The sequence below is a fragment of the Streptococcus humanilactis genome, assembly GCF_019448275.1.
Taxonomy (GTDB): Bacteria; Bacillota; Bacilli; order Lactobacillales; family Streptococcaceae; genus Streptococcus; species Streptococcus humanilactis.
Map to the genome: position 1 here is coordinate 840515 of NZ_JAHXBZ010000001.1, position 21774 is coordinate 862288.

General features: G+C 42.7%; 25 protein-coding genes. 2 read left to right on the forward strand and 23 right to left on the reverse strand.

All coding sequences use genetic code 11. The annotated features are described in order from the left end of the window. Positions 1-2: 2 nt before the first annotated feature. The 19 genes from rsmB to KV696_RS04040 form a co-directional block, all read right to left on the reverse strand. Complete coding sequence (gene rsmB, locus KV696_RS03950) at positions 3-1316, reverse strand: 16S rRNA (cytosine(967)-C(5))-methyltransferase RsmB (RefSeq protein WP_180947985.1); 1314 nt, start codon at positions 1314-1316, stop codon at positions 3-5. Beyond that, on the reverse strand, positions 1309-2244 hold the full coding sequence (gene fmt / locus KV696_RS03955) for a methionyl-tRNA formyltransferase (RefSeq protein WP_219966914.1): 936 nt from the start codon (positions 2242-2244) through the stop codon (positions 1309-1311). Before fmt ends, rsmB begins: the two co-directional genes overlap by 8 nt. Before the next feature lie 12 nt (positions 2245-2256). Beyond that, entirely contained in the window at positions 2257-4653 is a 2397-nt protein-coding gene (locus KV696_RS03960) for a primosomal protein N' (RefSeq protein WP_219966915.1), read from the reverse strand. Between the two features lie 65 nt (positions 4654-4718). Next, entirely contained in the window at positions 4719-5033 is a 315-nt protein-coding gene (gene rpoZ, locus KV696_RS03965; protein ID WP_000979235.1) for a DNA-directed RNA polymerase subunit omega, read from the reverse strand. 24 nt (positions 5034-5057) lie between these two features. Then, positions 5058-5684: a guanylate kinase gene (gene gmk, locus KV696_RS03970; RefSeq protein WP_084849877.1), complete on the reverse strand. Its 627-nt coding sequence runs from the start codon at positions 5682-5684 to the stop codon at positions 5058-5060. A 129-nt stretch (positions 5685-5813) separates the two neighbouring features. Beyond that, complete coding sequence (locus KV696_RS03975) at positions 5814-7427, reverse strand: ribonuclease Y (protein ID WP_000404936.1); 1614 nt, start codon at positions 7425-7427, stop codon at positions 5814-5816. Between the two features lie 211 nt (positions 7428-7638). Next, entirely contained in the window at positions 7639-7896 is a 258-nt protein-coding gene (locus tag KV696_RS03980; RefSeq protein WP_219966916.1) for a Txe/YoeB family addiction module toxin, read from the reverse strand. A gap of 3 nt (positions 7897-7899) precedes the next feature. Further along, positions 7900-8154, reverse strand: coding sequence for a type II toxin-antitoxin system Phd/YefM family antitoxin (locus tag KV696_RS03985; protein ID WP_000388572.1), 255 nt, complete (start codon positions 8152-8154; stop codon positions 7900-7902). Between the two features lie 131 nt (positions 8155-8285). After that, positions 8286-9383 carry a nucleotidyltransferase gene (locus KV696_RS03990; protein ID WP_219966917.1) on the reverse strand — a complete coding sequence of 366 codons (1098 nt, stop codon included), beginning with the start codon at positions 9381-9383 and terminating at the stop codon, positions 8286-8288. 9 nt (positions 9384-9392) lie between these two features. After that, the gene (locus tag KV696_RS03995; RefSeq protein ID WP_284440257.1) at positions 9393-10133 is read right to left on the reverse strand and encodes a class I SAM-dependent DNA methyltransferase; all 741 of its coding nucleotides are present in this window, start codon (positions 10131-10133) and stop codon (positions 9393-9395) included. A 111-nt stretch (positions 10134-10244) separates the two neighbouring features. Further along, a complete protein-coding gene (gene rsfS / locus KV696_RS04000) occupies positions 10245-10598 on the reverse strand; it encodes a ribosome silencing factor (RefSeq protein WP_001003029.1) in 354 nt (117 codons plus the stop codon). Positions 10599-10610: 12 nt separating this feature from the next. Continuing rightward, positions 10611-11111 carry a cysteine hydrolase family protein gene (locus KV696_RS04005; protein ID WP_000844698.1) on the reverse strand — a complete coding sequence of 167 codons (501 nt, stop codon included), beginning with the start codon at positions 11109-11111 and terminating at the stop codon, positions 10611-10613. Further along, entirely contained in the window at positions 11112-11705 is a 594-nt protein-coding gene (gene yqeK / locus KV696_RS04010) for a bis(5'-nucleosyl)-tetraphosphatase (symmetrical) YqeK (RefSeq protein ID WP_219966918.1), read from the reverse strand. It lies immediately after the preceding gene. Continuing rightward, on the reverse strand, positions 11705-12334 hold the full coding sequence (locus KV696_RS04015) for a nicotinate-nucleotide adenylyltransferase (protein ID WP_219966919.1): 630 nt from the start codon (positions 12332-12334) through the stop codon (positions 11705-11707). Before KV696_RS04015 ends, yqeK begins: the two co-directional genes overlap by 1 nt. 52 nt (positions 12335-12386) lie before the next feature. Further along, positions 12387-12698, reverse strand: a complete 312-nt coding sequence (gene yhbY / locus KV696_RS04020; protein ID WP_000060169.1) for a ribosome assembly RNA-binding protein YhbY — start codon at positions 12696-12698, stop codon at positions 12387-12389. A 212-nt stretch (positions 12699-12910) separates the two neighbouring features. Beyond that, the gene (yqeH, locus tag KV696_RS04025) at positions 12911-14017 is read right to left on the reverse strand and encodes a ribosome biogenesis GTPase YqeH (protein WP_219966920.1); all 1107 of its coding nucleotides are present in this window, start codon (positions 14015-14017) and stop codon (positions 12911-12913) included. Between the two features lie 2 nt (positions 14018-14019). Next, on the reverse strand, positions 14020-14547 hold the full coding sequence (locus KV696_RS04030) for a YqeG family HAD IIIA-type phosphatase (protein WP_023943581.1): 528 nt from the start codon (positions 14545-14547) through the stop codon (positions 14020-14022). A gap of 16 nt (positions 14548-14563) precedes the next feature. Beyond that, a complete protein-coding gene (locus tag KV696_RS04035; protein WP_000242267.1) occupies positions 14564-15469 on the reverse strand; it encodes a magnesium transporter CorA family protein in 906 nt (301 codons plus the stop codon). Between the two features lie 51 nt (positions 15470-15520). Continuing rightward, the gene (locus KV696_RS04040; RefSeq protein WP_219966921.1) at positions 15521-16087 is read right to left on the reverse strand and encodes a mechanosensitive ion channel family protein; all 567 of its coding nucleotides are present in this window, start codon (positions 16085-16087) and stop codon (positions 15521-15523) included. Between the two features lie 151 nt (positions 16088-16238). Between KV696_RS04040 and sstT the strand changes: the two genes are divergently transcribed. Continuing rightward, positions 16239-17444, forward strand: coding sequence for a serine/threonine transporter SstT (sstT, locus tag KV696_RS04045; RefSeq protein ID WP_219966922.1), 1206 nt, complete (start codon positions 16239-16241; stop codon positions 17442-17444). Positions 17445-17511: 67 nt separating this feature from the next. After that, complete coding sequence (locus KV696_RS04050; protein WP_219966923.1) at positions 17512-18465, forward strand: aromatic acid exporter family protein; 954 nt, start codon at positions 17512-17514, stop codon at positions 18463-18465. Positions 18466-18515: 50 nt separating this feature from the next. On the opposite strand, the gene asp5 is transcribed toward KV696_RS04050, so the two are convergent. Genes asp5 through gtfA form a run of 4 tightly spaced genes read right to left on the reverse strand, consistent with a single transcriptional unit; the run spans position 18516 to position 21767 of the window. Next, the gene (asp5, locus tag KV696_RS04055) at positions 18516-18740 is read right to left on the reverse strand and encodes an accessory Sec system protein Asp5 (protein ID WP_077805477.1); all 225 of its coding nucleotides are present in this window, start codon (positions 18738-18740) and stop codon (positions 18516-18518) included. A 4-nt stretch (positions 18741-18744) separates the two neighbouring features. Next, a complete protein-coding gene (gene asp4, locus KV696_RS04060; RefSeq protein WP_001278708.1) occupies positions 18745-18924 on the reverse strand; it encodes an accessory Sec system protein Asp4 in 180 nt (59 codons plus the stop codon). Position 18925: 1 nt separating this feature from the next. Continuing rightward, positions 18926-20263 (reverse strand): accessory Sec system glycosylation chaperone GtfB, encoded by a 1338-nt coding sequence (gene gtfB, locus KV696_RS04065; protein WP_219966924.1) that lies wholly within the window; start codon positions 20261-20263, stop codon positions 18926-18928. Then, entirely contained in the window at positions 20256-21767 is a 1512-nt protein-coding gene (gene gtfA, locus KV696_RS04070; RefSeq protein WP_219966925.1) for an accessory Sec system glycosyltransferase GtfA, read from the reverse strand. Before gtfA ends, gtfB begins: the two co-directional genes overlap by 8 nt. Positions 21768-21774 lie beyond the last annotated feature (7 nt).

Consider the following 21774-nt stretch of genomic DNA (forward strand, 5'->3'; position numbering starts at 1 on the left):
TCCTAATCCGATATCTTGCGAAATTGACTGATGAAGAATCCATCACTTCCATACAATTCAGGTGTAATGAGGATACAGTCGTCTTTCATGATATCCTTACATTCATGTTCTAGTTTTACCTGCTCGAACTCAGGATGACTTTCTAAAAACGCCTCAACGACTTGAAAATTCTCCTCTGAGACAATAGTACAGGTACTATAAGTTATTATACCACCTTTGCGTAGTGTTTGACAAACACTACCTAATATTTCTAGCTGAATTTCCTGTAAGGACGCGAAATCTGCCGTTTCTTTATTGTATTTGATATCTGGTTTTCGGCGCAGAAGACCGATCCCTGAACAGGGAGCATCTACCAAAATCTTATCAAATGAATCCTGACCAAAAAACTCATGCACCTTTCTGGCATCCAATTTTTGCCTTTGAACCCGTTCTGCAACCCCTAAACGCTCCGCATTTTCTTGGATTAAGTCCAACTTGTGATCGTAAAGGTCCAGAGCAGTAACCTGACCTGTCGTGAGATAAGAGGCTATATGGGCTGTTTTCCCACCCGGAGCCGCACAGGCATCTAGAACCTGCTCATTGCCTTGTAAATCAAGCGTCGGAGCAACCAGCTGACTGGACTCGTCTTGGATGGTAATGGCTCCCTCCGCAAACAAATCATGGCCTGCAAAATGCCCCTGCTCCTTAACCAAACCAGAAGGAGACAAGGATGAATCACTGGCCTCCAACAAGGTTTGGATTTCCTCTTTTCGGCTTAAATCAGTCACACGAATACTGGCTTTGTTTCGCACCAAAAGGCTTTCAAAAATAGCTTGCGCTCGCTCTTCTCCGTATTCTTCCTTAAGTTTAGACACCAACCAAACCGGAAGGGAATAGGCAATGGAATCACGCTTGTTTTTTCGTTTGATGCTAGCAATATCTGGCCACCCTTCACGCAAGATACGGCGAAGGACGGCGTTGACCAATTTTTCACTGCCTTTTTTACGGACTTTGGCCAATTCTACTGCTTCATTGACCACAGCATGGTCTGGGATCTTGTTCAAATAGCGGATCTGGTAGGCACTCATGAGAAGAAGGACATAAAGCCAACTGTCTAACTGGTCTCTGTCTTCGATAAAGTGTGATAGATACCATTCTAAGGTGAGTTTGCGGGCTACCGTTCCATAGACCAGCTCGGTTACCAAACCCTTGTCTGCTGCAGAGAGCTGACTTCCCTTGAGATGCTTATTTAAGGCGATATTTGAGTATGCTTGATTGATAAAGACATCTTCTAATACCGCTAGGGCTAAACTTCTAGCCGTTTCTACTTTAGTCACCAAATCGTTCTCCTACAGTCAATGTACGTCCAACTCCGTTGAGGAAGGAAGCAATGTCCATCTTAGGTTTACCCGCTGGCTGCACTTGTTTGAGAGATAAAGCTCCTTCTGCCGTTGCAACAATCAATTCTTTCTTGCCAATAGAGAGGATCTCACCTGGATTTCCCTGACCTTCTACAGCTAGAGCTTCATAAATCTTAAAGCGGTCGCCCTTAAGGAAAGTATGGGCAACAGGCCACGGGTTCATCCCACGGATCTGGTTAAAAAGTTGACGATTGGTTTTGTTCCAGTCCAGTTTTTCTTCCTCTGGCTTGATATTTGGCGAGAAAGTAACCTGACTTGGATCCTGTGGTTCAGGTTTGATTTCCCCAGCAATATAGGCCGGCAGAGTGTCTAAAAGCAAAGCGCGACCAACTAACGCTAATTTCTCAAACAAGGTGCCAACATTGTCCTCATCCATGATTGGAATACTGCGACGAGAAATCATATCTCCTGCATCCATTTCCTTAACCATTTCCATAATGGTCACACCAGCTTCCTCATCACCTTGAATCAAGGCATAATGGATAGGCGCACCACCACGGTGTTTAGGAAGAAGAGAGGCATGAACGTTGACCGCAAAGTCCATGCTATCAAGGAGTTTACTTGGGAGAAATTGCCCAAAAGCAGCGGTCACAATCCCATCCGCTCCTAAATTCATAATAGCTTCCATCTCTGGACTTCCAGATAATTTTTCAGGTTGGTAGATAGGAAGTCCAGCCTCCTTGGCAGCCTGCTTAACTGGTGTCTCTTGGATCACTTTTTTACGGCCGACAGCACGGTCTGGCTGGGTCACAACGGCTAGAATTTCGTAACGGTCATCTGTCAAAAGCCCTTTTAAGACTGTTGCTGAAAAGTCGGGTGTCCCCATAAAGATTAATTTTGTCATATCTTCTCCTTCTTATAAAAATTGCTGTGGCTCATGGTCAATGCTGAGACGGAGCTCACTATTTTCCCGTTCTTGAGTCAAGGCCAAGACCTGGTTAAGGGTCGGCCCCAGCTCATCTTCTAAACGATATTTAATTAAAATCTGATAATGATAAAGGTTATGGGTGCGGGCAATAGGTTTGGGCGTTGGCCCCAGAATGTTACTGGTCTCTGACAAGCCTGATCGCAAAATGTTCATGACCTCATAAGCACGTTTGACAACCTCTTCTTCTTTCTTGTGAGAAAGGGTAATGCCAATGGTGAAATAGTAAGGCGGATAGCCAAGTTGTCGTCTGATTCCCATTTCATAGGCATAAAAGCCTTCGTAATCCTGATCCTTGGCAAATCGAATAGCATAGTGCTGCGGATTATAGGACTGAATCAAGACCTGACCAGCTTTTTCAGCACGACCTGCCCGGCCTGCCACCTGAGTCAAGAGCTGGAAGGTTCTCTCAGAAGAACGGAAATCAGGCAGATTCAAGGCTGTATCTGCATTGAGAACTCCGACTAAGGTCACATTTGGAAAATCCAATCCCTTGGCAATCATCTGAGTACCTAGCAAGATATCCGCTTCCCCTCGCCCAAACTGGTCAAGCAGAGTTTGATGACTGCCTTTCTTGCGCGTCGTATCCACATCCATCCGCAAAATACGGGCCTGGGGAAAGACTTCTGCTAGCTCATCATAAGCCTTCTGTGTCCCTGTCCCATAGTAACGAATGCTGTGGCTCTTACAGTTAGGACAGATTTGAGGAATGTCCTTTGAAAAGCCACAATAATGGCAATTCATGGTCTTGGTATCCATGTGCAAGGTCAAGGAAATGTCACAGTTGGGACAAGTATCCACAGTCCCACACTCTCGACACATGACAAAGCTAGAGTAACCACGGCGATTGAGCATAAGCACCACCTGCTCTTTTTTAGCCAGACGGTCTTGAATCGCTTCTAGCAAAGGGGGCGTAAAGTTTGAGGTCTCATTCTGTCCGATATAATCCCGAAAGTCAATCACTTGGACCTCAGGAATGGTAGCTAAAGGATTGGCACGTTGGGTCAGACGTAAGTGTTGATAGACGCCTTTTCCAGCCCTCGCACGGCTCTCTAAGCTCGGTGTCGCAGACCCAAGCACCAGAGCCGCTTGATTATACTGAGCCCGTAAAATAGCCACCTCTCTGGCATGGTAACGAGGATTGCTGTCCTGCTTATAAGTCACTTCATGCTCCTCATCGATAATCATGACACCCAGATTTTTCAGCGGCGCAAAGATGGCCGATCTGGCACCAACAACAACTTGGGCATCGCCACGTTCTACCTTGCGCCATTCATCATACTTTTCACCATTGGACAGGCCTGAGTGAAGAATAGCCACTTGCTCACCAAAGCGAGCAATAAAACGCTCCGTCATCTGTGGAGTCAAGGAAATCTCAGGAACCAGCAAAATAGCTGTCTTGCCCTTGTCCAAGGCTCCTTGGATAATCTGCAAGTAGACCTCGGTCTTCCCACTTCCTGTAATCCCTTGAAGGAGGAAGGGAGGCTGATGACTACCAATCGCACTGACCACCGCATCTCGCGCCTGTCTTTGTTCTGGATTCAACTCCAAAGGCCGACTTGCCTCAATGCCTTCAAAATAAGCAGCCGAGCGTTGAACTTCCTTTTGAACTATGGTAACAGCACCTTGTTCGACAAAGAAATTGACTTGCTCCCGTGAGTAGGATTCTAACAAACTAGCCAAGGAAGCACTCTCAGGATGAGAAAGCAAATAGTCTCTCAGTTCTAACTTTTTCTTGGCGCGCGCAGAAATCTCGACACCTTTTAATCGATCAAGATTCACCTCATACCAAGACTGGGTCTTGACCTTCTTTTGATCAATCGCCTGATATTCTAGACCAAGCAGGCCTTTTCTAGTCAAACGCATCATTTCAGCTTGCTTACCTAAATCTAGAGAAGAAAACGCAAGTGAATCTTCTGAACCAAACAAACGCTCTCGGTATTCCTGACTCAGACCTGCCAGAGGATAGAGAATCTTGTCATAGCTGGAGTTCAGAAATCCCGGTAACATAGCCTTGAGGATGGAAATTTTATAGGAAAAGACGGACTTGCGTAATTCTTCAGCCAGCCAGAGTTGTTCTTGCGTGAGAACAGGAGAAAAATCCAGCACCTCCGCAATATCTTTTAAATCTTGATTAGCCTCTTCTTCATCTGGTTGGGACTCCAAACCAAGAACAATCCCTTGAATCAGGCGATTGCCCTTACCAAAAGGCACATGAACCCGCATCCCCACTTCCAGCATTTCCTCAAATTCCTCAGGAATCCTATAACTATAGGGTTGGTCCGTCTGCATCAAGGGCACATCTACAATAATCTTGGCTATAGCCATCTTCTCACCTCCTCCTTGGCAGTACATTCTTGCAATAGAAAAAATAAGATTGAGTCCCCCCAACCTTAAATTTTTTCACCATCTTCTTTTTCTTTAGCGATTTGCTCTTTGATTTTCTTTTCTTCTTCTTCTTTACGGCGTTTTTCTTCTTCGATACGGCGACGCACAGCTTCACGTTTTCCTTCTGGATCTGGGTGAATTGTAACGTTTCCTGATTCGATTTCTTCTAGAGCGCGAAGAGTTGATTTTTCAGACTTGAAACCTTGAGTAGCTGGCGCACCTGCTTCCAATTCGTGGGCACGTTTTGCTTCCAAGATTACGAGTGAATATTTTGACGGAACCTTGTCGAGCAAGGTATCAATAGAGGGTTTTAACATCATTTGCTTGTACCTATTTTCTAAATTTTATCGGGTAGTTAGAGATTTTGGTAACATCTCCTGATAGTGACCAATGACACGATCCACACGGAAGTGTTCTGCTTCGATCACACGTTTGACACGCTCAGCAGCTAGGGGCACCTGATCGTTGACAATCGCATAATCATACTCACGCATGAGAGCAATTTCTTCCTTGGCCTTTTCGATTCGTTGGGCAATCACTTCTGCACTGTCTGTTCCACGTCCTACCAAACGATCTTGCAATTCATCCAAATCTGGTGGTGTTAGGAAGATAAAGACAGCATCTGGAACCTTTTTCTTGACCTGAAGAGCACCTTGAACTTCAATTTCAAGGAAAACATCGATTCCCTTGTCCAAGGTTTCATTGACATAGGTCAGAGGAGTTCCATAGTAGTTGCCGACATATTCTGCGTATTCCAACATCTGTCCTTGACGAATCAGCTCTTCAAACTCTTCGCGAGTGCGGAAGAAATAGTCAACACCGTCCACTTCTCCAGGACGTTGTGCGCGTGTCGTCATCGATACAGAGTATTGAAATTGGTTTTCAGAACTCTCAAAAATCTCTCTTCTAACCGTTCCTTTTCCAACCCCTGAAGGACCAGAAAAAACGATTAGTAAGCCTCGGTCTGCCATTGTGTCTCCTTTTAGTCAGTCTGTGAAATAACATTTCTCTAGAATAATGGCAAAAAGCCAGATTATCCTTTACAGTCTTTCTATCTAGTGTAACAAAAAAGCAGTAATTTTTCAACTGCTCTTTCTTATTTATTTAGCATAATCTACTGCACGAAGCTCGCGAATCACGGTTACCTTGATATTTCCTGGGTAATCGAGATTGTTTTCAATTTTCTCACGAACTTTGTGAGCCAAGATTGTGACTTTGTCGTCCTTGATTTGTCCTGGATTGACCATGATACGAATTTCACGTCCTGCTTGAAGGGCAAAGCTAGTTTGTACTCCTTCAAAGCCATTCGCAATTTCTTCCAAATCATGGAGACGCTTGATGTAGCTTTCAAGAGACTCACTACGAGCACCTGGACGGGCCGCACTCAAAGCATCTGCTGCAGCAACGATCACTGCAATCACACTTTCAGCTTCAACATCACCGTGGTGACTAGCAATCGTATTGACCACAACTGGGTGTTCCTTGTACTTACGGGCCAATTCCATACCGATTTCAACGTGGCTACCCTCAACCTCGCGGTCAATGGCTTTTCCGATATCGTGAAGGAATCCAGCACGACGGGCAAGAGCCGCATTTTCACCAAGTTCGCTCGCCATGATACCAGCTAACTTAGCAACTTCAATCGAATGGCGCAAGACATTTTGTCCATATGAAGTACGGAACTGCAAACGTCCCATAATCTTCATCAAGTCCGGATGAAGGTTTGGCGCACCAATTTCATAGGCAGCAGCCTCACCATATTCACGGATCTTATTGTCAATCTCTTGACGGTTTTTCTCAACCAACTCTTCGATACGAGCTGGGTGGATACGACCATCTTTGAGCAACATTTCCATAGTCATACGGGCAATCTCACGACGAATCGGGTCAAAACCTGACAAGGTCACCACTTCTGGCGTATCGTCGATAATCACATCAACCCCTGTCAAACTTTCAAAGGTACGAATGTTACGACCTTCACGACCAATAATGCGTCCCTTCATAGTATCGTCTGGCAGGTGAACCGTTGAGTTCGTTGACTCCGCCACATATTCACCAGCGATACGTTGCATCGCTTGAACCAGGATATCTTTGGCCATTTTATCAGAACGTTCCTTGACCTCTTGCTCAGCTTCACGAATACGGCTGGCAATCTCCTTGGTCAAGTTTTCCTCTGTCTGAGCCAAGATAATATCTCGTGCTTCTGCCTGAGACAGAGCACCAATACGCTCTAACTCTGCTTCTTTTTGTCTTTCGACTTCCTCTAATTGCTCTTCACGCGCATCAAGGTTTTTCGCTCTATCAGAAATACTTTGTTCTTTTTGTTCAAGTGTTTGTTCTTTACTCGTCAAATTGTCGTCCTTACGGTCGAGGCTAGTAGCTCTCTCAGTCAGACGACTTTCGATTTGTTTGAGTTCTTGACGTTCTGATTTGAATTCAGCGTCCACTTCTTCACGGTATTTTCTGGCTTCTTCTTTGGCCTCCAATAGTGCTTCTTTTTTAAGAGACTTGCTTTCACGTTTGGCTTCATTAACAAGTAAATCTGCTTCACGCTCAGCTTGTCCACGTAAATTAGTTGCTTCTTGTTCAGCATTTAAAAGCATCAACTCTGCAGCTTCCTGAGATGATTTCATCTTGGCTGAGATGCTGACATATCCAATGACTAAACCAATGATGACGGCAAAAACAGCAATCGCAAGCGACATGATTTCCATGTTTTTACCTCATTTTATTGTTATTCCGAATGACATACATTCTTTTACATTCTACCATAAAAAAGTGATTTTCACAAACCTAAAATAGAATATGTTTTGGGGAATTTAGCGTGAATTTGGAGTTTAACTCCCTGAATTTATTTGGATAATCTTTATTACTGAGAATCCGTAACGTCAGTAAAAATTTAAAAAAGCCCACCTTTCAGTAGACTTAGTAATGATCTTTGAAAGACAAGAAAGCCACGACGCTATCTCCATCCATCATATAAATCAAGCGATTTTCTGCGTCAATACGACGTGACCAGGCTCCTTGGTAGTCATACTTGAGTGGTTCTGGCTTACCTATTCCTGTAAATGGATCGCGTTGAATATCCTTGATTAGTTTATTGATTCTTTTTAACGTTTTCTTGTCCTGAGTTTGCCAGTAGCAATAATCTGCCCAGGCATCTTCTGTAAACTTGAGTAGCATTCATCACTCCTCAATAACATGGACTTGAGTGCTCCCAGCACGAACTTGAGCCATTCCTCGCAAAACCTTGTCTGATAACTCCTTATTTTGAGCGATTCTCAGTGTTTCCTGAATACTGTCCCATTCGCTCTTTGAAAGAACTACAATGTCCTCATCTGGATTTTTATTAACCACCGTCAAAGGCTCAAATTCATCGTTTACCTTCTTCATGTAGTCTTTTAAATGATTTCGGAACGTTGAGTAAAGAACTGCTTCCATAACCATACCTCGTTTTACCTCTTTTCCACTATTATACACAAAAAGAAAGAAATTATCAGGAACTTGTACAAGATTTTCTTTTCTATCTATTTATTCGTAAAAAATATCAAAAATCCTACATTTCAGTAGACTTAGTTTATTTCTATTCTTATCGGCACTCTTCCAAAATTCTGCTCTGCTATACTTGGATCTCCAAGTTGATAAATCTGGTCTGCCTTTTGGGTCATAGCATCCCAAGGTTCTTTGCCAATTCGGCTGACTAGATCGACCTGCCCTTTCAGAGACTTGAGGTGTTGTCTGCCTTTTTCGGTAAAGCCAAGGACATGAATGGCTTCTGGCAAATTACTTTCTCTTGCCTGCACTAAGATATAGGCCAAGAGGCGTCTGACACGCGCCTTTGTGTAACGTTTGGTAGTCACTAACTCGACCAATTCTTCCACAGACTGGGCTGTCTTGATGGCTTCCTTAATGCGCACAGCCATTTCTTGATTTACCTGATAGATGGTGGTTAGGTCGGGATTTGACAAGATTTGATAATGGAGCAAGGGAAAATAGTCTTCCCAGTTCACCTTACTGGCCTGCTCAAAGAGGGTAACAAAAGGCATAAAGCGTTCTAAAAAATCTTGGTCCTTTTGGTGCTGACGGAGAGCTGTCGCTGAGGCAAAGTCCACATCCTTATCCACAGAATGGTAACCAGCACCCTGACGCTGAATCGGATGCAACTTTATGTTCCGCCCGGCAACCGCCTTGGCATAGGCTAAAGCTAGAACATGATTGGGCGTATTGCCTGAAAAATCAAGACCAGCAAATTCCTTCCACATAGCTTGGGTTTTCTGGGGATAGGAGAGAGAATCAGGTAGATTTTCCACAAATTTCTCCATCTCAACACCCTGCTCTGTGTATAAGTCAGCGATTTTTTGATAATCCAGAACTTCCTCCGTCCCAAATGCTAGAGTATCAATGCCCAACCGAGCCAAGATATCCACAGCTCCTTGACCGAAGAAATCCGCCGCCTGAACACTGACTAAAAAGGGCAATTCCACTACCAAGTCTGCGCCATTTTCCAGCGCCATCTGGGCCCGTGCCCACTTGTCTACGATAGCAGGCTCGCCTCTCTGCATGAAATTTCCAGACATGGCAACGATTTTCAGCCCCTCAGCCTGATTTAGCAGGTATTTATGCCCATTATGAAAGGGATTAAACTCCGCGATAATACCTGTGATGGTCATGATAATCTCCTACTTCTGCGCGACAAAAAACCAACGGGTGCTAGTTTCTGTAGGCTCTTTATCCTCAAAGTCCGCATAGAGTTTGAAGGACTTGAAACCGGCCTGTTCCAGCAAAATATCATAGGTCAGAACCTCATAAGTCCTCTCCTCATGTACTTCATCGTGACGACTAAAAGAACCGTCCTCTTCCTTGACAAAGAAGGTCAACTCATGGACGATGGAGTGAGGGGCCACATCCTCGTAGGTATCCCATAGCATGGCAAAATCTTCCGCATTTTCATGGTAAGAATAGCCTGGAAAAACTTCATCAGTCTGGTAGGTTGAATGCACATCAAAGATAAAGACCCCATCTTCATTAAGGGCATTATACACTTCCTTAAAAACATCCCCTACTTCCACCTCATCCTGCATGTAGCAGATTGAGTCCGAATAACAAGTAACAAAGTCATATTGACCTGCCTTGGACAGATTCAGCATATTGCCTTCAATGAAATCAATCTTTTGCTTGGCTGAAGTAGCTCTCTTCTCAGCAATCTTCAACATATCCGCACTCAAATCAAGTCCTGTCACATCAAAACCAGCTTGAGAAAAGCGAACAGACTGGATACCTGTCCCACAAGCCAATTCCAAGAGTTTCTTTCTCTCCTTAGTTTTTGGCAAGTGACGCAGAGAAAAATCCGTCCATTTATCGTATAAACTATCGTCCATGACTTCATCATAGACCGCCGCAAAGGTTTCATAAGTTGCCATAATCATGATACCAAGAGCCTCCATGGCAAACACCACTCGCTCTTTACCTTTCTATCAATTTTTTCTAAAATAAGCAAATAAAACCCAGTTGACTACAACTGAGTTCATCTTCTAAGCAAGAGCTTCTGAAATATCTACTGAATTCGCCTCATGCCATAGTTTTTCTAGGTTATAGTGGGCACGCATTTCTTCTGAGAAGATATGCACAACGACAGCGCCTAGGTCCAGCAAGACCCAACCTCCAGCTGCATCACCTTCGACATGGCTACCTTTAAAGCCTGCTTGGGCTACTTTTTCACGGATATTATCAGCGATAGCATCCAACTGACGGCTATTCATTGAGCTAGTGATAACAAAGTAGTCCGTCACGCTGGTCAATTCTTGTACGTCAAGTGCGAGGATATCCTCCGCACGTTTCTCATCAGCCGCTTTCACGACTAGTTCTAGTAATTCTTTTTCGTTCATTTAGTCCTCTTTCTAGAAAATATGTTTGTAATCTAGGACATCTGCAAAGCGCCCCTCCCAAATGCCCTCATAAAATTCATTTATCGTTTCTGCTGGAATGTCTTTCCCATCAAACGTTGTGCAAGTTCCTTCTGGAATAATAAGCTGATAGCCATATTCAAAAGCAACCTTGACAGAGGTATCCACACAATATTCTGTCTGCATACCACATAAAACTAATTTGTCAATCCCCTGTTTATCCAAGTATTCTTTTAAACCAGTTTCTTTGAAAATACTGTTATACTTCTTCTGAAAGACCTTTTCATTAGGTTTTCGACTTAAAAGCTCAGATAACTGCCAATCTTCTGATGTTTGAGCTTCAGCGTTCTCAATATGTTGAACATAAATAATTTCGATATTCTTGCTTCTAGCCTGGTTTTGTAAATAAGAAATTTTGTCCAATAGACTATTTGTCTGAAAACCGGTTTCCACTAAAATATTCTGAACATCAATGATTATAAAAGCCGTTTTCATTTAGTCCTCTTTCAAATAGTGCACATAGGCGTTATAGGTTTCAAGGGTTTGGGGATAGATGGGAAATCCCTGATGAGCCAGATGCTCCACGGTACGAGCTGTTTCGTAGGCCACTGCCTTATTGAGCGATAGCTCAGCAATTTCACGCGCCACATCTACTCCTGGAAAGGCGCGATTATGCTCGATATAGTCTGCGACGTAGATAACCTTATCAAGATCAGTCATCTGACCGGCACCGACTGTATGGATTTCAATGGCTCGCAGGATTTCTGGATCATGCAAATCCAAGTCTTCTTGAATCTTGTAGATACCAACCATACCATGCCAGACATTATTGCCCCAGTTTTTGAGGTCGGAATCTAGCTGATAACGGTCAATCAAATCTAAAAATTCCTGATCTGACAGCTTCTTAGCATAATCATGGAGAAGGCCTGCTAGACCAGCTTTCTCAACATTGACTCCAAATCGCTGGGCCAGTTCTATGGCTGCACGCTCTACTCCCAAGCAATGGGTTAACCGTTTTTCAGGTAGAAGCTCTGCCATTTTTTCCAACAAAGCTTCACGAGAGCAGTTGATATAGTCTTGATAGGCCATCAGTAAAGCCCCTCCTTCTCGATGTAGTCTAGCACAGACTGAGGTAGGAGAAAGTTGGGTTTTCGACCTTGGGCAAGGAAATCACGCACCATGCTGGACGAAATATCCATGAGAGGCACATCCACCCAGATAACTGGATAGGAAGTCCCTGCCTTGTAGCGTGGGCGCTGAACCCCCACAAACTGAACCATGTCGACCAGCTCATCAATGCGGTACCACTTAGGTAGATAGTCCACCATATCGGCACCGATGATAAAGTAATAATCCGTATCTGGATTCTTCTCTGTTAAAATCTTCATGGTGTCGTAGGTATAGGAAATGCCCTTGCGCTCCAACTCAATAGTTTCAATGTCCAGACCTTCAATCCCCTCAATCGCCAACTCAAGCATCTTGAGACGATGGTGTTCAGGGATGGTTTCTTTTTTATCTACGTGAGGAGGTTGGTATTCAGGCATGAGCAAAACCTGATCCAGTCCCAACTGTTGCTGTACTTGGTCCGCAACGATCAGATGGGCATTGTGAACAGGGTTAAAATTCCCCCCTAAAATCCCGACTTGTTTGCGTTTTTTCTCCTTGATTTCTGGCTCCAACTCTACCTTGGTAAAGGGAGTCAATAGTTCGATTGCCATAGGCTAGTCTCCTTTATTTCTCTGTAAAAAACAGTTATTTGGAGTATAGTTTTTAGATTTCTTTGACTTTTTTAGAAATCTTGCGATTCTCTTTCTTGCTGGATTGTTTAAACAAAATCAAGATGCGTCCGATTTTTTGGACAGTATCCACACCAATTTCTTCTTCCAAGATTTCAGCTACTTCGTGGATATTTTCATCTGTGTTTTGCAAAAGAGTCACCTTAATCAATTCGCGGGCATCAAGAGCCTGACGGACGCTGGTTTTGATTTGGTCGTTGAGTCCATTTTTTCCGATTTGGATGATGGGTTTGAGGGTGTGTGCCTGGCTGTTGAGGAAGGCACGTTGTTTCGATGTTAATGACATAATTTCTTAAAAGAGTTTCTCTTTATACTTTTCTAAAGTGGTGGCGGACGTCAGCAAAGTCCTTCGGACTTTCATGACTAAAATTTGAGCCTAAGGTCTCAAATTTTCCGCAGTTGGTACAATCACTTGTACCAACTGACACCACAGCGAAAAGTATTCGTTATGGGCTCGCAAGGCTCGCCCGAATTTAGACAACTCTTTCCTTTCTGTGTTTAAATAATTGCTTTTCGTGTGACGACGGCGACTCCTTCTGGTGCCCAGACTGCGACTTTTGCTGTGCCTGTTACGCGAATCCAGCCTAAGCCTGAGATGACTAGGTCTGTCTTGTCCTTGATGGTAAATACATGTTGAACTAATTTTGGAAAATCTTCTTTTTCCTTACTATTTGGTGGTGTTAAAAGCGTTCCGACGTGCTTATCGTAAAAGGCACCAGCGCCTTCAAGCTTGGTACGGTGGAGTTTGAGTTCATTGTCAAAGAAGGCTGTGAAACCTTGTTTTTCTCCTGAAATGAAGTCAAATCGTCCCAGGCCACCTAGAAACAGGGTTTGTTCAGGATTGAGCTGATAGGTTTTAGGCTTGATTTCCTTTTTGGGGCTGACATACTTGAGGTTTTTAGCCGTCAAGTAGTGGGCCATCTGGTGGCGGTGGATAATTCCCGGCGTATCGTAGATATAAGAACCGTCATCAAGCGGAATCTCGATTTTGTCCAAGGTTGTTCCTGGGAAGCGCGACGTCGTAATGACATTCTGATCACCCGTAATTTCTTGGATAATAGCATTGATTAGAGTTGATTTTCCAACGTTGGTCACACCGACCACATAGACATCGCGGCCCTTACGGTAGTGTTCAATCTTGTCAATGACTTCCTTAATGGCATGCTTGTTTTGTGCCGAAGTTAGGACGACATCAACTGGACGGAGACCTTCTTCGTGGGCACGTTCCATGAGCCACTGGCTAATCTTACCAGGCTTAACTGACTTAGGGAGGATATCTTTTTTATTTCCTACCAAAAGGACATCATTACCTGAGACAAAACGTGGCAAGCCTGGGATAACAGAGCCATTAAAATCAAAGATATCAATGACATTGACCACTAAGGCATCACTGTCTCCCACCTCGTGCAAGAGCTTGAGGAAATCATCGTCCGTCAACTGGACATCCGTGATTTCATTGTAGTGGCGGAGACGGAAACAGCGTTGGCAATAGACTTCGCCAGTTTCCAAACCTTTTTCAAGTGCCGACTGGGGGGTAAAACCAAGACCAGCCTTATCTGTCGTCTGAATGGTTGCTCCACAACCAATACAGAGAATTTCTTCCATAGTTAAATTCCTTTTTTATATGTAATTGGTCCGTACTTTTCAGTGATTTTTCGCATAACACGGCGCTCACGAGCACGGTTAATCTGTGTCTTGATCGAGTCGTGTTGAACCAAGGGCTTGACCAAAATTGAGCGGATGCCTGCACGGTGGGCTGCTCGTATATCTGTCATGAGCTGGTCGCCTACCATGACCACTTCGTTTTTATCATAGTGAAATTCCTTCATAGCACGGTCAATCCCAAATGTGAAGGGCTTCAGAGCCCAATAAACGTAGTCAATTCCAAATTTCTCAACTGCTCGTTGGACGCGTTTTTTAGTGTTATTTGATACCACAATGATGCGAATGCCCGCGTCCCGAAGATCATGTAGCCATTGCTTCATCTCTGGCGTCCCGTCAGGGTTGTTCCAAGCAATGAGGGTATTGTCCAAATCGACCAAAACAGCCTTGATTCTATGCGCCTGCAGGCTTGGGACTGTCAGATCATAGACTGCTTCCACAGCAAAGTCTGGCATGTAGTTTTCAATCACCATTTTGGCTCCTTTTCTTTTATTTTCTAGTAATTTTCTTCAGCCATTGAGATAAGGCCACCCATAAAATCAAGCTAGTCATTAAGATATAAATCCAAGCATTTGGCTCTTCTGTAAATGGTAGAGGAACATTCATTCCGAAGAAACCTGTAATAACCGCAAGTACTGCTAGTAAGACGGAGATAATAGTCAAAATTGACAAACTATCATTCAAGTTATTGTTTAGGATGTTGTTGTAAGAAGCTGAGAGTTGTTGCAAGACTTGAGAAATCAAGTCTGTCATAGACACCAACTGATGGGCTTCAATCATGGCATCATCAAACTGCTCTCGTTCGACATCATTAAATCTCCGATAAAGAGCATGGCCCTGGATATGTTCCAAGAGGAGTCGATTTTGTTTTGCTGCTGCTGTCAAGTAAACCATACCAGTCTCCAAGTCAGAGAGGGCGAAGAGATTTTTCTTTGTTGTAGTTTGACGTAGCAAGGCACTAATTTCGTCCTTACTTTTATCCATCTCTTCAATGACAGGATAATAAGCGTTACTGATAATCTCTAAACCAGCAAAGAGAAACTTGTAAATAGAAAGCGACTCATGGCTATCCAGATAAGCTGACATCTGATCAATGACATAAGCATTCTTATGGTTGCTGATGGTAATCATTCGTTGTCTTTCGACGATAAAGGTCATCGGAATCGCTTCATAATATTCTTTGTCTTTTTCTAAATCAAGAACATTATAAATAAAGGTTACCGTCTCCGTTTCACGGTTATAATCCATATGAGCTCGTTCATTTCTATCCAGAGCATACTCAATGGTTTCCTTGTCCAATCCATAGATGTCAGAAAGATCTTCCATATTTTTAATCTTATCCACATCAAGGTCTATCCAGGTACAACCATTGCCCAACTGCTTTTCTAAAACCATCTTTTCTCCTTTATTGAACTCTTTCTATTGTACCATAAATCTGCTAAAATTTCAGGCCTGGTCTGTACGAGAGAAATTGCTGACAACGGTAATATTCCGATTGGGGACGAAGTGCAGAACCTGGTCTTCTCCTCTGAGTTGCGTTGTTCGAATGCCGACGCTGACAACCTTGCCCGATACAGTAATAGGCCCATTTGTCAGAACAACCTCATCTCCCACATCCAGTTGACGTTCGAAGAGGATGAAAAAGCCATTGATGACATCAGATAGAAAACCTTGGGCTCCCATACCAATAGCCACCCCAGCAATCCCAGCCCCTGCCAGCAAACTAGAAACTGGCAAACCCAAAATAGACAAGATACAGTAAAGTAAAAAGAAATAAAGGGTATAATTAAACACATTTTCTAGCAGGCGTGAGATAGTTTTCTGACGCCCGACATCGTGATGAGACATTTTTAGAGAAGGTTTAACAATTCTCTGCACCATGGTATGGAGCAATTTCTTAGCTATATAAAAGAGTAAAAATAAGAATAAAAGAGAAAGTAACTTGGTTAAGATATTCTCGATAATCGCTGTTACATCAAGCTTATTAAGGTAGGTTTGAATAAATTCTTTCATAGAAAACTCCTTTCATTTATTATACCATACTTTCATAAAGTGTCATTCTCCATAAATATTCAAAAATAATTTCAAAAATAGACAGAAAATTCTTGATTTTAGTTCATATTTATACTATAATCATAAACATTACACAACAAAGGAGATTGTTATGAAAAAATTTATTCATGCTTGGAATAAGGCAAGCCTAATCAAACGTATCTTGATTGGCATGCTTATTGGAGGAACCCTAGGACTGACACTTCCTAACATTTCAGGAATTGGCCTGCTCGGAGATCTCTTTGTTGGTGGCCTCAAAGCCATCGCACCGATTCTGGTCTTTGCCCTCGTTGCCAATGCCCTTTCCCAACATCAAAAAGGGCAAGATAGCAACATGAAAACCGTTATCTTCCTTTACTTAGTAGGAACATTTGCGGCTGCCCTTATCGCTGTACTAGCAAGTTTCATCGTCCCTGTTGAAATTACCCTAAATAGTGCCAATACAGAAATCGCACCACCAGATGGAATTGGTCAGGTTCTCAGTAATCTCTTACTTAAACTGGTTGACAATCCAGTCAATGCCCTTATTACTGCCAACTACATCGGTATCCTATCTTGGGCAGTTGTTTTCGGGATTGCCATGAGAGAGGCCAGCAAAAATAGTAAAGAATTATTGAAAACTATGGCTGATGTAACTTCTAAGATTGTCGAATGGATCATCAACCTAGCTCCATTTGGAATTCTTGGCCTTGTCTTTAAAACCATCTCTGATAAAGGAATCGGAAGCCTAGCCAACTATGGAATCTTGCTTGCCCTCTTGGTGACAACTATGTTCTTTGTGGCTCTGGTAGTCAATCCATTGATTGCCTTCCTCTTTATGAAGAGCAACCCTTATCCCCTAGTTTGGAAATGTTTGCGTGTCAGCGGTGTGACAGCCTTCTTTACTCGTAGTTCTGCTGCCAACATCCCTGTCAACATGAAACTTTGCCACGACCTTGGACTGGATCCAGATACCTATTCTGTTTCTATCCCACTTGGTTCTACTATCAACATGGCCGGGGCAGCGATTACTATTAACGTTTTGACCCTTGCTGCAGTAAATACTTTGGGAATCCCTGTTGACTTTGCCACAGCCTTTGTCCTCAGTGTGGTAGCAGCTATCTCAGCCTGTGGTGCTTCTGGTATTGCCGGAGGATCCCTCCTTCTTATCCCAGTTGCTTGTAGCCTTTTCGGTATTTCTAACGATATTGCCATGCAAGTTGTTGGGGTTGGTTTTGTGATTGGGGTCATCCAAGACTCATGTGAAACAGCCCTTAACTCTTCTACAGACGTCCTCTTTACTGCCGTTGCCGAATACGCAGCAGCCCGTAAAAAATAGCGCATAAAGACAAGCCTGCTCAGGTCTTGTCTTTTACGCTTTTATTCTAACTTACCAGGAAATTCTTATGTCTATTAGCCAACGTACGGCCAAGCTCATCTTAGCTACCTGTCTTGCCTGCCTTCTTGCTTATTTTCTCAATCTTTCCTCAGCTGTCTCGGCTGGAATCATCGCTCTCTTGAGCCTATCTGATACACGTAGAAGTACTTTAAAACTGGCCCGCAATCGGCTCTTTTCCATGCTTCTGGCTCTGGTTATCGGGGTTTTGGCTTTTCACTTGAACGGATTTCATATCTGGAGTCTTGGCTTCTATCTGGCTCTTTATGTTCCCCTAGCCTATAAGATGGGCTGGGAAATTGGCATCACACCAAGCACGGTTTTGGTTAGCCATCTCTTGGTTCAAGAGTCAACCTCTCCAGACCTTCTAGTCAATGAATTCCTTCTCTTTGCTATCGGTACAGGATTTGCCTTACTTGTAAATCTCTATATGCCTTCACGTGAAGAGGAAATCCAGCACTACCACACGCTGGTTGAAGAAAAGTTAAAAGATATTCTCCAGCGCTTCAAATATTATTTATCCAGAGGGGATGGACGCAATCAAGCACAGCTGGTAGAGGAATTAGACACCCTTTTGGAAGAAGCCCTCAGACTGGTCTACTTGGATCACTCTGACCACTTCTTTCACCAAACTGACTACCATATCCACTACTTTGAGATGAGACAGCGACAAAGTCGTATCCTACGAAATATGGCCCAGCAAATCAACACCTGTCACCTAGCTGCCAGTGAAAGTCTGATTTTGGCCCAGCTCTTTTCAAAAATTGCAGGGCAACTGAGCCAGACCAATCCTGCTTCTGATTTACTAGATGAAATTGAACGCTATCTAGAAGTCTTTCGCAACCGCAGTCTGCCCAAGACAAGAGAAGAATTTGAAACTCGTGCCACGCTCCTCCAACTCCTACGCGAAGCCAAAACCTTCATCCAAGTGAAAGTTAATTTTTACAAAAAATATGGACAGTAAAAAAGAAAACTTCAGACAAATCACAAAAAGTGAATATCTGAAGTTTTCTTTTATTTGTAAGTTATCACCATAAAGGTTAATAGTAAAACGAATAAGGACAAACTCACCAATAAAGTGAGCACCTTTACCAAGGTATTGCTCTGCCAGTAGCTTGGTTTACCAATATTACTAGTGGCATCCATAGAGAATAATTGATTTTGACGGGGTTGTATAGTTACCAATACAATCAAAGCAAGAGATAGGATAATAGCTAAAACAATTAGTATTTCAATCATAGACCTACCTCAAAATTCCCAGCAAAGTAAAGAGCAAACCAATCAGAATCATCAAGCCCAGTAAAAGTGAAAAAGTCTTACTAATCTTTTCCCCTCGGGTTTCTTTTTCTTTCTTGATGGGTTTTTGTTTCAACTCTTCCATGCGACCTTCAACGTCTTTGTAAAATAAATCTTCGTCTGACATATTAGCCTCCTAAAACAGTTTGCATGGTTTCCTGATATCGCACCAAGTCAACATAATTTGCATGTTGGCCTTGCTTTCCAAGTGCCTGACGCATTTGATCAACATCTGAAAGGGCCAGTTTAATGGTCTCAACCAAAGCAGAAACTTCACTACTTTCAAATAGATGATCAGGAGCGATATAGAGTCTATTGTGTACCGTTTGGTTAAATCCAAGAATCAAGAGATTGTGCTCAAAGGCCTGACGCACCGCCTGCAACAACTCATTACTGTGGTTTATATCCAAGTAAATATCCGACAGTTGATAGAGCTCCTGAATCTTCTGTGGACTAGCGTTCTGGTAAAGGACCACATTAGGATAGCGAAGCATATCTAAGAGCTTAGAAGACATCTCTGTCACCGCTGCAATACGGAAAGTGACATCAGGTAGTGCTTCTACTATTGCTTCTACTTGCTCAATCTGATCTGAATTAGTCAAGATTAAGACATCTCTTCGAAGGTAATTATCGCGTTTAAACTGGTAATGGTAACCCAAATGCACAAACTGAGTATGGTATTTCTCGTCAGTCAACTCTATAGCACGTTCATAAGTCGCCTTGTTTGGAATGATAATCTTCTTAGTACGCACATCATCACTTTCCAAAATCAACTGCATATTACCTGGAATAGCATCATAGATAGGTTCCTGCCACACCAAAACATCTGAGTCAGACTTATCTGGATGATAGAAGGAAACCAAGAAAGGAGTCGCTAGAGTATTAAAGATAAGCTGACTTGTATCTATTTCCAAATCTTGCAAAAAGAAGGTGATAAATTCAACCTTATTTGCAAAGTAACGCATGGATTGACTAGGCAAAGTCAATAAGATATCACCCGTCACATGGTTTTCAAGTAAAACTTGTTGATCATTGACATCTTGGTAAACCGTCATAATTGGCTCACTATCAGCACTATAGGTTGTTGTAGCAAAGCAAGCTCCAAAGCGATTATAGTGGTCAACCTGACGTACGCGACCTTCTAGGTCTTTCCAATCTACCTGTTTAACCAAGCGAGCCTGCAAACCATCTGCATAATGAATGACAGCCCTCTCCTGTGTCATATCCTCAATACGAGCAGACTGATTATTTCCTGAAATTTCCCAAAAAGCTGGAACAGGGACTTGGTTAAAATAGAGAGGTTTTCCATCCTCGTAACCTAGATAATAGATAAAAGGAGAAACCAGACCATCAGGCAGAAAACCATCTGCATCGATGACCACTCCGAGTTGAGAAAGACCAGTAGCTACTAGACTTTCATGTAAATCTCGACTTTCCTGACTATAACGATCATAAAGTTCAATCATGGAGCACCTCCTCTACTGTTTTCTTCCACTTTTCTAAAATTTCTTCGGTTAAGAAGCCTTCTGCAATTTGATAAGAATGGGTACGCATGGCTTCCAAACGATTTTCTTGATATAGTTGGCAAATCTTATCTGCATAAGCTTGCTTGATTTGGTCTTCCACATGGTCAGATGAACTTGGAATCAAATAACCATTTTGCCCATCCTCTATAAAAGTCTGATTACCATAAGGCACATCAAAACCGATTAGGGGTAGGCCTGAACCAATAGCTTCCATCAAGGTCAAACCAAATCCTTCGCTGGTAGATGCTGTCAAGTAGACCTCATACTGGCTATAAATCTGCGAAAGTTCCGCATGTCCCTTGAGCTGGATATAGTCCTCTGCCTGATGATTTGCAATAATGTCTCTAAGCAGAGATTCTTCTCCACCACTACCATAAATATCAAAGGTTAATTCAGGTATTTCCTTATGCGCCTCAATGACCGCTTTGACCAACCAGTCAATATGTTTTTCTTTGGCAAGACGCGAAGCCGTAATCAATGAAAATGGCTTACGTCCTTGACTTGACTCAGTTAATGCATCAATACTACCTACAGGAATGGTAACAATCTTAGGTTGGTGCTGGGTGTATTTGGCAAATTGCTCTTGTAGAACTTCATTTTGTCTATCAGTTGATACGATAAAGAAGTCAACCTTATCTGCATTTGTAAACTGGTAATCATAATAGTTGTTCCAAAGGATGTAATCCTCATTTGTAGCATTTTCACTATAATGCTCCGCATGAACAACTACCGCTAGATGCGCTGCTTGCGCTTCCTCAAACACAACCTGACCAATGCCTGTCTCCCTATCAAGAATAACCAAATCAGACTTGTTCAAATTCAAGGATTTCATAAAAGCACGCATGAAAGCTTGCTTTCCATAGAAAATCTTATCCTTGAAACGATAAACTTCTTCCTTCCCTTGATTCATCAAGATATCATAGGCAGAAGTTCCGTCTTCATTGTAAAAAGTTCGTTGGTATAGCACTGCAACATTGTCCTTGGGAGCAAAATACTCGCTACAATAACGCGTATAAGAAAAGTAATCCTTACGAATCAGTTTTCCTTTAAAAACATACTCAGCATGTTGAACCAAGTTCTTGTCCTCATCAACCAAATAACAGGTTACAAACTTATCTTGATTAGAAAAGAAGACACGCAAAACCTTGCCATTCTTTTCTCTACGACTTTCAACACCGTCAAACCTAGCCAAAACATCCTCAACCGTCACGCTAGTCGGTGCAATCTTGATATCTGTAAAGTGATTATAAAGCCAAATAACTTGCTCATCATCAAAACCAATATTGGCTGTTAAGTGCTGAATATTATCGGCTAAAATCATATCTGTAAAGATAAACTTAGAGGACAGATTTAATTTCCGAAAAACACCAGCACGGTAGGCTTGGGCGTATTCAACACCACTACTAGCCCATCCAAGTCCTAAATTTATATTGTAAATTGTCATATTTTCC